We start from the raw sequence: 13,408 nt of genomic DNA, 5'->3' as shown, positions 1-13,408 counted from the left end.
TTTTGTGGTAGATAGTTTGACGATGCAGCTGGAAAGTCTTTCTCAGGATAGTTCGAAAATCAAAATACTCCTGAAACTTTCTGATCAATTCCAATACACCGATTTTAAAAGAAGTCTTGAGTATGTCAATTCAGCTCTTGAGATGTCAAATCGCAATAATCTTTCAGGTTTGCAGGGTTCTTCCTATAAAAAGAAGGGAGATGTCTTATTGCGGAAAGGCCTGTATGATCGCTCTCTGGAGAATTACCTAAAGAGTAAAAAGATCTTTGAAGAAACCGGAAATAGTAGATTTCTGGTGGGTTTGGAGCATAATATTGGTAGTATATTCTATCGTTTGGAGGACTACGATAAGGCTCTGGAACATTATAAAGAAGCCCTAACACAGCAGAATACAATCCAGGAACAGGGGGATTCCTCTTATCATTCTCAGTTGCATGTTTTTTACAATAGTATTGGGAATTGCTACGACACAAAAGAGGAGTTTGAAATTGCCGAAAGTTACTTTTTAAAAGCCCTTGAAAGTGCTCAAAAGTTTGATGACAAGTATAATTTGGGGGTTATCTACAATAATTTGGGAAAAGTTTCTCTGGAAATGGGGCGAAAAGAGGTGGCACTAAAGTACATGAAGCTTGCTTTGAACCATCGGGAACAAATAAACGATAAAAATGGGATGGCACGTTCCTACCTGTTTCTGGCTGAGTATTATAATCAAATTAAGGATTATTCACAGGCGGTGGCTACCACACAAAAGGCGCTGGAACTAGCCAATGAGGCAGGTGCAATGTTATCCACTATGGAGTCCTATAAGCAAATTTCTGATTTTTATCAGAAACTGGGCAAAACGGATGAAGCTTTTGAGGCCTATCGGAACTACCATCATTACAGCGATAGCCTTGTAAATGAAACCTCTGTGAAGGAGATTACCAGCCTTCAAATGCAGTACGAGTTTGATAAGATGGAAAAGGATCGCAAGGTAAAACAGCAACGCAAGGAGATAATCTATTACTTCCTGATTGCTATTTTGGTATTGGGAATGATTATTACCGGATTGCTATATGGTTTTATAAAAAACCGGGCCCGTCGTATCACTTTAGAAAAGGAGAATTTGGAGAAGGATTTGGAAGTGAAGAATAAAGAGTTGACTACCAATGTGATGTATCTTCTGAAAAAAAATGAATTGATCGGAAATGTTTCGAAACGGCTGTTACAATTCAAAACCCACTTGAAAAAAGAGAATATGGAGCCCCTTCAAAGGATTATCTTTGATCTGCAGGCAGGTGCTGATCAGGAAGTTTGGAAGGAATTTGAACTTAGGTTTGAACAGGTACATCTCGATTTTTTTAGGAATCTAAAAGAAATTGCTCCTGATATGACGCCTGCCGAGTTAAAAATATGTGCCTTCCTGAGGCTCAATATGAATAGTAAAGAAATATCTTCGATTATTCATCAATCTGTGAAAAGTGTGGAAGTGAAGCGATCAAGAATACGTAAAAAATTAAAGCTAACCAATACGGAAACAAATCTTGTCTTGTATTTGAACGAATTATAGGAATTGGCTTTCAATATCCAGTATAATTCGTGAAGAAACTTACTCGTGTTTTATCGAACTCTTTTTGCTCGGTTCTTAAATAAAAAGTAAACAAGCCCGAAGGGCTCATGGGCACCTTTTGAAATATGTTTTACGAATAAAAATCAAGTCAGACTGATCCTTGTCTTCGCTTTGTTGGAAAACTGTGACACGCCTCAGGGCAGGCCGACAAATCGCGCCTATTTGTTTAGTGATTACTATTGCTGAAGGGAATGAGCCCAGAGGGCTCAAATATTAATAGCCCGTGCTAAAGTCATGAAGTGACTGCAAGCTCGGGTTATTTGCATCGTGTAAATCCGTCGCACAAATAAAAGTTGTTGAAAGAGCTTTATTTCTTCGCGACGGAAGTCGTTTATCTGTGTTAGAACCACTGATTTTTTATTCATATTAAAAATATTCATGAGCTCGTTTCACTTGGTTGTTACTTTTCATCAAGGCATTAATAAATCATGAATTCCTTAAAATGAAATAATCATATGAATGAAAGTAAGTGAAGAGAAAAAATGGTCTGTATCAGGAATCTGATTTTGCTGATAAATCATTTTTCTTTGCTCAAATTCTCAAAGAAGTGATAAGAGTGGAAGTTTCTCTGTTCTAATAAAGTACGATTATTCATCCGGACCCAACTTATGTAACGGATCACTTGCTTATGTATAATATGTCTTTATCAAAAAGGATTTCAAAATGTCCCTTGATAAGAATGATCGTAAAAAAGAATCAAGCACCTCTTTTTCCTCAAAATTCAATAAAATATTTTTCTCTTCATAGAAATCTCCTGTTTCAATTTTTTAGAATAAATACTCTGTTTATAATGGATGATTATGTTTCCATTCATTTAATTGTATACCCAATCACATAAATCTTTCCCTTAAAAAGAAGCCTTTATTCATTCAAACTTCATTTGAATATCATTATTTAAGTAGAGATGTCTTCTTGTGTTAATTGTCAATAGGCCAGTATTGTATAGTTGTTTGTAGTGGTGCCGATATGGTTTAAATGAACATTGGTATAGAAACAGTATAGTGGTATTCTCCTCTTAGAGCACATACGGTATGGTTTGCTAATTCTAAAATTAAATTCATGTGATTAGTCTTGTGAAGAATTATTACAAGATGCATTTTTTAAGAGAATACAATGGACTGAACTAACATGTAGAATTTTATTGATCAGGATAACACAGCCGATTATAAAATGCTCATTCAAATTGTATTCTAAGTTGATAAAATAAATGAAGATGAAAAAGTTGAAAGACGTAGAAAATGATAAAATGCTTGAACAATTGTTAGAGCAAAAAAAAAACGAGGCAGAGGCTTTAAAAAAGCTTCTTAAGGCTTTTGATAGAAATCAGGCACAAAATGTATCTGCAAAAAATAAAAGATAAACCTCATATTAAGAATACCCAGAATAAAAGCCATTAAATCTAGTGTTTTTATTCAAAACAATGAATGAAATAATAACCAAAAATGATTTTTATGAAAAAAAGTGTACGAATAAAGAGTTTACTCATACTACTCATTTCTTGTGTCCTGCTGTCGGGATCGCTATTGGCACAGGAATTTGAGAACGGCGTCAAAAAGGGCGTTATCCGAGTGAAATTTAAGCCGGAGTTATCCGCAGTAACAAAAAATTTTAAAACAACCCGTAAGGGAATTAAAACCGAGATTACTGCTTTCGATGCTGTTTCTCAGCAATTTTCAGCCTATCAGTTAGAACGAGTGTTCCCTTATGCACCAGCTTTTGACGACAGACACCGCAAACATGGTTTACATTTATGGTACGAAGTCAAGTTCGATGCCAGTTTAAGTGCAGAGGAGGTAGCAAAGGCGTATGGTCAGCTTGGTGCAGTCAGCATTGCAGAAACCATTGGTGAAGTTCAATTAATTGAGGGACCACAGCCAAGTGAGGCTCCCGTTCTAACCTCCGAAGAATTGCCAATGAATGATCCAGCCCTCGATTCACAGTGGCATTACAATAATGACGGAACTGCAGTGGATGGAGCTTTAGCGGGTGCTGACATTAACCTGTTTGAAGCCTGGAAGGAAACTACCGGTTCATCAGATGTTGTGGTAGCCATTATCGATGGTGGTATCGATGTTGATCATGAGGATTTAGCTGCTAATATGTGGGTGAATAAGGCAGAGCTGAATGGGGTGGAAGGCGTTGATGACGATGGTAATGGATACCCTGATGATATTTACGGATACAACTTTGTGAATAACTCAGGTGAGATCACGGATCATTATCATGGAACACATGTTGCCGGTACTGTAGCTGCGGTAAACAATAATGGTATTGGTGTTTCAGGTGTTGCCGGGGGTGATGGAACCGAAGGAACCGGTGTGAAAATGATCTCCTGCCAAATTTTTACTGAAGAAGGTGGAGTTGGTGGTTTTGCTAACGCACTGGTTTATGCGGCTGATATGGGAGCCGTTATTTCTCAGAACTCATGGGGATGGCAAACTCACAATCATTACGATCAGGCTGTATTGGATGCAATTGATTACTTTATTGCCGAAGCAGGTAACTATGCAGGTAGCCCAATGAAAGGTGGTGTTGCCATTTTTGCTGCCGGTAATAATGGAGTTGAGATGAATGCTTACCCTGCTTATTATGAGCCTTGTGTTGCTGTATCTTCACTTGGTCCTGATAATGGCCGGGCAGGTTACTCCAATTATGGTGAGTGGGTTGATGTGGCTGCACCTGGTGGAGACACGGGAATGGGGCGTGAAGCTGGTATTTTAAGTACTTCCCCTGACGATAAATATGCATATTTACAGGGAACCTCAATGGCTTGTCCACATGTTTCAGGTATTGCTGCTTTGGTCGTATCGAAGTTCAAAGGGGATATTACAGCTGAGCGTTTGAAAAGACACTTGCTGACTTCCGTTCACGATATCGATACTTTCGTAGAAGATTTTGCAAAAGGGAAAATGGGGAATGGTTATATTGATGCAGCCATGGCCCTTCAATCGGGCGATGCAACCAAAGTTCCCGAAAAAATTAATGACTTAGCGGTTACTGCAGCTCAGGATTTTGCTTCTCTAACCTGGTCTGTGCCAGCAGATGAAGACGATGGAAAAGCAGTCAGCTATTCTATCTATTGGAGCAACAATGAATTTGATGCAGCAAAGGTTCAATATGCAAGTTCTGCAGTAATTAAATCATTCTATTCCAATGCAGGTGATGAACTGAATTACCTGATCGAAGAATTGGATGCCAATACTCCTTACTATTTTGCTGTTAAGGCTTATGACCGTTGGGGTAACGAGTCAGAACTTTCTGAGGTAAAAGTTGTTTTGACCAATTCAGGTCCCGGCATTCGATTGGGTGACGATGTAAACATTACTGCTGATGTAGCAGCTACCCCTCTTGTTTCTGGCAACCTATGGGTGCATAATGATTCTATTGGTGTGTTGAACTGGGATGCATACGTTGGATTGGCAAGTCTTGAGCCGGATGATTTTAGTGTGAAAAATGTGGTTTATCCTAATGTAAACACCTTTGCACAAAGAACAAGCTTAGGTAGCAACGAAATTCCTCAGTTTGATAAAGTAATGGCCCCAACAGCCATGGATATTGACGAGAGAATGCAGATTGCTCAGGGATCCCAGGCCTGGAGAATTATTGGAGACAATGATGTATCTGTAAGCAACTCTTCGGCTACCCGCTTTTATGTGAACCAGGCAAAAGGATTTAATCTAACAAGTTTGTGGGCACATTTGAGGATTGATCCGGAGTTAGAGCCTGCAGTCTTAGAGATCTGGGAAGGTCAGGTCTTGGAAGAAGCCAAATTGATTACTGCTCAGAATTTAATTTCAGAAGTTAATTTTGATTACTCCCATTTTATACATATGGAAGAACAGGTGTATATGAAGAAAGGATCTTATTTTTGGGTGGTGATTCATATTCCTGCAGGTAACCTGTATCCATTGGGAATTGCACCTGAAATGGAAGAGACCGGATCGGATAACTGTTTGATGAGTTTTAACGGTGGTCAAAGCTGGGAACCTCTGGGTAAGGTATTGGAAGATGATACCTGGGCCTGGGCTATGGTATTGAGAAGCCAGTATGAAGATCTTGGTAAATACATTACTTTAACTCCAAATAATGGCGTACTGAACGGAGGAGATTCTCTTCAGGTAGCTATTGATGTGGATGCAGAATTTCTTGTAGATGGTCAGTATACCGAAAATATCGTATTTAGCTCCAACGATCCTGTTAATAAGATCATGAAAGCTAAAATTAATTTGGATATTGATGGACATACGGCAATTTTAAAGTCAGAGAAAACGATAAACTTTGGAAATGTTTTTGCCGGTAAGACCAAAACCCTGGATATCCAGATTGTAAACGAAGGATATGTAGGTTATAAGCTGGGCAACTACGCTCATAGATCTTCAAATGAGAATCTTTTCTATACAGATAATAAAGTCAGCGGAACCAATATTCCTGCACGCGATGCAGGTTGGGTAAGAGTGACTTTTAAACCAACAGAGGCAGGTACTTTTACCGAAACCATTACCATTACCGATGGAAGCAATCCTTACACATTTAATGTGCATGGTGTAGCAACAGAACCTGCTAAGTTGACAATTTTACCTGAAAGAGATACTGTTCCAGGTGATTTAACTGTGGGAGATACCATTGTGGACAGAACTTTCACAATTCGTAATGATGGTAAATATCCATTGGATTACATGATTCCTAAGTTTTCTCCTGGTTACGAGATTGAAGGACTGGAAAGACCTTTCAATAAATTTGGATATTCCTATGACTATGTGATTGGAGGAAGCTACATTGACTCGCAGGAATATGGCTGGAAAAATATCTCTTCCAACAACCTTATTGGTCGGATGAAAGCAGAGCAGCTCATGGCTGTTGAGGTTGATCTTGGTTTTTCATTCCCCTTCCGCGATCGTTTCTACGATAAAGTATGGATTAATATGGAAGGCGCCCTTGTTTTCGGGGAAGACGGTAATGTTGGACTGGACTGGACTACCGGAACTCCGATTGATCCTCGTTATTTGAAGGATAGGGATATGATTACCGCAGTAATGGGACGAGCGGATTTGAATAATAAGAATGCCGGAATCTACTATGAGAAAGAGGACGGTACCTTCCGTGTTCAATACAAGTATGTGAAATATGGTAGTGCCCTTCCAAACTTTCAAATTGTACTGCATGCCAATGGTGATGCAGAGGTTCTCTTCCAAAAAACGGGTTCTGCTTCAGAGGGAGCAAAATACTGGCTGGTAGGTTTAGTAGACGAAGAGAACAAGGATGTTTGTTTTGCCACTAATAGTGAGCATAGCTTGAATATGGGTGAAACAAGCTCTTATAATTCTTACTACCGATTCTATCATCCTGGAGAGGATATGGTTACTGCTGCGACAAATGCATCGGGAACTCTGTTACCAGGTCAATCAGCTGATGTTACATTGAGTTTCAATACAGAAAATGTATTGCAGGATTCAATTTATCAGAAGTTACCAATTATCAGTAATGATATTACTTCACCTATTTCAACCTACACGACTTATGCTAATTTTGTGGCAGGTGGTGCATCAGAAATGAGTGTGAAGCAGGATACCATCGACTTTGGGCAGGTGTTTAAAACTGCACAGGACTCAATTGCCGTTCAGGTGCTTAATGCAGGTACTGCAAAGGATATGATAACTGACATACGTTTTGCGAATGGACACTTTAGTACCAATCAAACAGCTCCTATCGAAGTCGGTACAAGACAATCGGCTTATATTTATGTGAATATCAACACCGATGCACCTGCTGTTTTGGAAGATTCACTATTCATCACAAATGCTGCCGGCGAGGAATTTAAGGTCGTATTGAAAGGTAATGTATTGGAGAACCCAATGATAAGTATTGATCCAGATGCTGGTATTACCTGGGAAATGCCTGCACGTACCATTAAGGATACTGTACTTCAAATTACCAATGATGGTTTAGGCGATTTGGAACTGGCAATTATTCCTGATACCTGGTATTATCCTGTGGAGACTTCTTCTCCGGCAATGGATATCAAAGATTTTGAATACATCTTTGTTGACGGTGATGGAAATGGTTGGATTGATATTACCGAAACGGCTGCTGAATCGAACTTGAGAGATGATTTTGTTTGGGGTGAAATTCCTTACAAAGCTATAAAATTGGATAATCCAATCCCATATTATGGACAAACATACGATACCTTATATGTTGGTTTCATGGGTTGGGCAAGTTTTGTTAAGCCTAAAGGTGGCCAATTTGATCGTGCAATGGGAATTCCTAATGAGGATAATGTTCCCGGTGCAATTGCTCCCATGAGTGGTTTCCATGTTCCTTATGGTTTTGCTGCTGACAAAAAGGATGGTATCTATTACCAAATTGATGAAGACAAGGTAATCGTAACCTGGAACGAGTACATCGATATGACTGCAATGAGTCAGCCTTACGATTTCCAGATGATTCTTCACAACAACGGAAGAATTGATTTCAATTACAAGAATTTCCAGTCAGCAAGAGTTTTTGGTATTGCTGGAGTTGAGAGTCCGGATGAAAAGGAAGGCTTGCTGATGCACATTGGCCGTATGCCTGAGCTCAGCAGATTCTCTTATACTGTATTCCCGGTAAGAAAGGAAATTGTTCCGGCTCAAACAACTAAGGATATTACCTTGCGCTTAGATGCAAACAGCCTGGTTGATGGAACCTACAATGCCAATATTGTAGTGAATAACAATACGGTTGGCGAGGGTGTAAAGACCCTACCGCTTAGTCTGAAAGTGAATGGTGAGGCTGAATTATCAGCTGAAAATATTGAACTGGGTGACATTTGGTATACCGAAGGAATGGAAGTGGTGGAAGGATTTACCATTACTAACACCGGTACCAAGGCCATTCAGCTGGATTCAGCTCAGGTTATTATGAGCGACGATATGAAAGTAGAGTTCTACTACCCAGGAGCACCTGGTTTCTTTGGATATCCGGAAGGATATGTTCCCGTTAAGGATTTCATTGGAGAACAAATCCTGAGCTCAGGTTGGAGACCAATGCTTATTGCTAACGGTACTGAATTGGCACCGGGAGACTCATGGCAGTTCTTTGTGACCTATACACCAACTGCTCCTGGTACTTCCAATGCCAATGTAGTAATTGTTGATGTAGAAGGTAACGAGGCCCTTGTGTGGAATGCATCTGCAAACGCAATGTTGCCACCGGCAGCTACCGTTAGCGATGAAAGCATTACTTTGCACGCCGATGATTATACATTTACTGATACTCGTGAATTTGTAATCGGTAACGAAGCCGGGAACAACGATCTGGAGTGGAATTTGGAATTTAATTTCAATCGGGGTAAAGTTGAAACGGCTGCAAAAAGTGCTGAGACATTTGCTGTTAAGGCACCAGTGTCCCTGGATTCAGAAATGAATAACAATCCGGCTCCATCATCTGTTAAGTCAACCAAATCGGAGGAGTACAACCGTGTATTGGAGTATGATAACAATGATACGGAAGTAGATAACTGGTTAGGATTTGGTGCTAGCTTAAGCTTTACTTCTGCAACCAAGTTTACAGCTCCATCGGATGGATTCTCCGTTTCAGATGTGAAAACATGGTTCCGTAGAGAAACTCTTAATTCTGGTGTTCTACATGCTGAAATTCTTGCTGGTGGTAATGGTATTGCAACAGCATCGAAAGTGGCAGAAGGAAGATTGGAATATTCGAAAGATGGTAACGACGACGTTGGAGAGTTCTTTACCATTGCAATGGATGAAGTCGCTTACATCTATCCGGGCGAAGATTTTTACGTGGTAATTCACTACCCTATGGGAGTGAACAACCCTCAGGGAACGAGAGTTCTACAGAAAAAAGAGGATGCTACTGAAGATCGTTTCTTCTTCCAATATCAGGGAGAGTGGTATGATCTATATTCTCAGTCAGGTTTCTCAACCTACACTTTCATGGTGAAAGCCATGGAGAAGGAGTTAGTTATGAAAACCTGGGTTACCCTTGATCAGATGTCCGGAACAGCTGCGGCAGGAGAGGTGTCGAAATTAGCATTGAACTTTAAGGCTGAATTTGCCCAGGAGATTCGTAACAACGCGACTATTCTGGTAAATACCAACGATCCTAATAATGAGCAATTCGCACTGGATGTGAATCTGTTGATGAACGAAGGTCCGGCAATTACCACAACAATGCCTTATCCAAGTTTAGTGGAAACAGAAACACTTGACGTACCATTTACCATTATCGACCAGGAAGAGGATAGCTTTACTGTTGAACTTGTTGGTGCTGGTGAATTCTTTACGAAGACTTCTACTGATGAAGGTGTCGTTATAAGTCTGGCTCCCGGGTATATGGATCAGGGAATTCATGATATGGAATTGACTGCAACTGACGAGCATGGAGTAATTAGCTCTTACAAATTCCAAGTGGAAGTCGTGAATGTGAATCGTGCACCGGAATTGATCAACCCAATTGCTACCAAAGAGTACTATGAGGATGAGGACTTGGATAACATCAACCTAAATGAGCATTTCATCGATCCTGACGGAGAAGATTTGACTTATAAAGTATCAGTTGATGATGCGACTGTTGTCAATATCTACACATCTGTTTCAGGTTTAGTTCTTGAACCATTGACTGAAGGAATTGCGAAAGTAAAGGTTGTTGCAACCGATCTGCTGGGCTTGAAAGCAGAAACAACTTTCCAGATTATGATTGCAACAGTTACTGGTATAGAGGATATTGAAACAACCACAGGCGTAGAGGTTTATCCAGTTCCAACAACTGGTCCGTTGAATGTTGTTCTTGGTAATAATATTGAGGGTGATGTAACAATTTCTATTATTAATGTTATAGGTGTAACTCAGTATCAAACTACAGTTAATAAAGTAAGTGGTGAATATCTGGAAACTCTTGATATGAGCAATATGACTTCTGGTATCTACATGGTGAAAATTAAAACCACTGATGGAGAGACCGTGAAGCGAGTGGTTAAAATGTAGTGTGAATGAAAGAGGTGGAGTCCCTTGGGGCTTCCCTCTTTAACTAATGAATTACAGTAACTTGATACTAATTACTCTGTACTTAATACTAAAAAAAATGAAAATACTAAAATATGCAATGGTCCTGCTCTTCTCATCCAGTTTACTGAGCTGTGGAGGAGGAGATGATAAAAAAGTGGATGAGACCAAGCCAACTATAAGTTTGATCAGCCCGACCACTACCGTTAATATTACACCTGGTGGGGTTCTAAATGTAAATGCCCTATTATCTGATAATGTGAAGTTAGAGGAGTATGTGGTGAAAATTACATATAGAGGTTCTAAATCAGTAAAAAATGTAGAAGAGTTTTATTTTAATTCACGTTCTGAATTAGATGCTTACGGTAATGAGTTGCCTGTTGTAAAAGGCGAAAAATCTTTTGATTTGAATTTCGATATTGCTGTAGACGCTTTTGCGCGTGTGGGCAACTATAATTTTTCAATTTCAGTTGAAGATCAATCTGGAAACATTGTTGAGGAGATGGTACAGTTTGAAATTGTCCGTCCGTAAAGACACACTACAGTACGTCTATATAAAATTAAAGGGATCTGCCAATGAGTGGATCCCTTTATTATTTTGTAAAATATTTTAGAGACCGGCGTAACTGTTTTGTAAAGCTTACATCGTCATTAAGAGATTAATGAATTAATAATATTATAATGAGCTTTGAAAAACATATTGGCTTAGTTTTTGCCTGTCCTTTCAATGAAGAAACTAGAAATTGCCCTATGAAGGATTTCAGATTTAAGTATTCAATTCCTAAAAGCTTGCTTGCCTGGAAAATGATGTCTGATGTAGAGTTGATGGATTTGATAGATAAACACCACATTTGTTTGGCTTATCGGGAAAAAGGTAATAATAACTTTTAAGCCTTATACTAGAAATTATGCCTTCACTCCTTGGGCTTATGCAACGGCTACATGAAATTGTTGATGAACAAGCCCATCAAGAGAGTTATTTGACACTATGTCAAATACAAGCAAAGTTGTATTTGAAACTTATACGCTTTAAATAAACAATAGTAAGTTAATAAACCATAACTCAATTAAGGTGCTCACAGTACATAGCGCAATCCGTTAAGCCCAATAATTAATTATTATAGGGGACAAATAAGGGGACACTAGAATATTTTAAATTCCATAAGTTGCTAGTATTCATAGTTTAATGTTTTTCGTTCTGGGTTCTGTTGGGACTGCAACCTAAATCAATTACTCACTTCATGGATACTACCTTATATTTGCAACCGAGCAACATTGATGTTACTCGGTGAATTGTGGGTTGAAATTGGGGTGATTTTATACATATTGATACATCCCTTGAATCTTACTCATCTCGTTTGAGATTAGCTTTTCGCTTGCTCTAGCATAGTTTTCTGTCATTCGGGTGTTGGTATGCCCCATCATCTTCGAAATAGCCTTAATATTTAGGTTGTTACCCAAAGTAACAGTTGTTGCAAATGTATGTCTGGCTGAGTGAGTGCTTAGGTTCTTATTGATACCACATAGGTCTGCTATCTCCTTTAAATAAGCATTCATTTTCTGGTTGCTTGCCACAGGCAGTAGTTTATGCTGAATCATACAAATAGGATCATCTTTATACTTTTCAAGAATTGCTGTAGGAATGTCAAAAAGAGGAATTTCGAATTCGACTTTAGTTTTTTGCCTTTTACTTTTAATCCATTGATTACCATCTATTCCTTTTACTATGTGTTCTTGGTTTAGCGATTTTACATCAGTAAAAGCTAAACCTGTAAAGCAGCAAAATAGATAGAGATCCTTAATAACTTCAAGACGTTTGATTTCGAAATTTTTTTCCATCAGTTTGTTTAACTCTTCATCATCTAAAAACCCTTTATCGACCTTCTCCATTTTGAACTTGATCTTTGCAAAAGGATATGATCTCATCCATTCATTAGCTAGAGCCCAATTCGTTATTTTCTTAAAATTTTTAAGGTATTTAAAAGTGGTATTGGTTGAACATTTTCTAATTGTTCTAAAGTAATGCTCAAAATCTGTAATAAATTGGTGGTTGATTTTATTAAGAGGTAAATCTGATACATGGTACTGTTGCTTTAAAAAGTCTTTGGTGTGTTTTAAACAGGTTCTGTATCGCTCTACTGTGCCTTCTGCCATATCTATCCCAATACGTTTTTCACATCTCTCATTGTGCTTCTGAAAGATGCTTATAATGCTACGATCATCATTCTCCTGATTTAAGCTGGCTTTTACATTTTTACAATTAAGATCTTCTTGAATTTCAAGATCATTAATAATTTTCAAGAGTTTTTCATCCATAAAATGAATGTATCGATTGTTTTCCTTTGCCTTAATTGAATTGCCTTTACATTTTCCTTTGTTTGAATCCCAGAATTTAGAATCGATACTTCTTTTAAGAGATATATCTAATCGTTGACCATCGACGGTAATTCTTATAAAGATCGGAGATTCTCCGTTTTTCAGTTTGGTAGTTTTTCTTGCAAAGAATAAAATAGAAGTTGTTTGTCTCATTGTTACTAGTTTTAAGTGTTTCAAAATGATTTTTCAAAACTAGCAAACGAGTGGTTTTTTGATGGAGCAAAAGGGTGTATCGTAGTGTATTAGCACCTAAGTGCGGTGTAGTGTTTTCAAGCTTTCTAATCTACACCTTACGCAACACCATTTTATTGTAGGTTTAGGTGTTTAATTGCGTTGGCACTAAATGAAGAAAGCCTTGTAAACGTTAAGTTTACAAGGCTTTTCTTTCTATTGCATTTCTGCATGGCGGAGAGAGAGG

The 13,408-nt window shown here is 38.6% G+C and carries 6 protein-coding genes; 5 read left to right on the top strand and 1 reads right to left on the bottom strand.

Annotated elements, in window-relative coordinates; translation table 11 throughout:
• The 5 genes from ABY905_RS07770 to ABY905_RS07750 all read left to right on the top strand — a co-directional run.
• A partial coding sequence (locus ABY905_RS07770) for a tetratricopeptide repeat protein (RefSeq protein WP_372642253.1) occupies positions 1–1,549 on the top strand: 1,549 nt, incomplete at its 5' end.
• 1,273 nt (positions 1,550–2,822) lie between these two features.
• Entirely contained in the window at positions 2,823–2,969 is a 147-nt protein-coding gene (locus ABY905_RS07765) for a hypothetical protein (RefSeq protein WP_372642251.1), read from the top strand.
• 91 nt (positions 2,970–3,060) lie between these two features.
• Positions 3,061–10,596 carry a S8 family serine peptidase gene (locus tag ABY905_RS07760; RefSeq protein ID WP_372642249.1) on the top strand — a complete coding sequence of 2,512 codons (7,536 nt, stop codon included), beginning with the start codon at positions 3,061–3,063 and terminating at the stop codon, positions 10,594–10,596.
• Between the two features lie 97 nt (positions 10,597–10,693).
• Positions 10,694–11,146, top strand: a complete 453-nt coding sequence (locus ABY905_RS07755) for a DUF4625 domain-containing protein (RefSeq protein WP_372642247.1) — start codon at positions 10,694–10,696, stop codon at positions 11,144–11,146.
• Positions 11,147–11,295: 149 nt separating this feature from the next.
• Positions 11,296–11,505 (top strand): hypothetical protein, encoded by a 210-nt coding sequence (locus ABY905_RS07750; protein ID WP_372642245.1) that lies wholly within the window; start codon positions 11,296–11,298, stop codon positions 11,503–11,505.
• A gap of 426 nt (positions 11,506–11,931) precedes the next feature.
• On the opposite strand, the gene ABY905_RS07745 is transcribed toward ABY905_RS07750, so the two are convergent.
• Complete coding sequence (locus tag ABY905_RS07745; protein ID WP_372642243.1) at positions 11,932–13,143, bottom strand: site-specific integrase; 1,212 nt, start codon at positions 13,141–13,143, stop codon at positions 11,932–11,934.
• Between the last annotated feature and the right edge of the window lie 265 nt (positions 13,144–13,408).

Source organism: Ancylomarina sp. (assembly GCF_041555295.1).
Lineage (GTDB): Bacteria > Bacteroidota > Bacteroidia > Bacteroidales > Marinifilaceae > Ancylomarina.
This window is presented reverse-complemented; position numbering and strand designations above follow the sequence as displayed.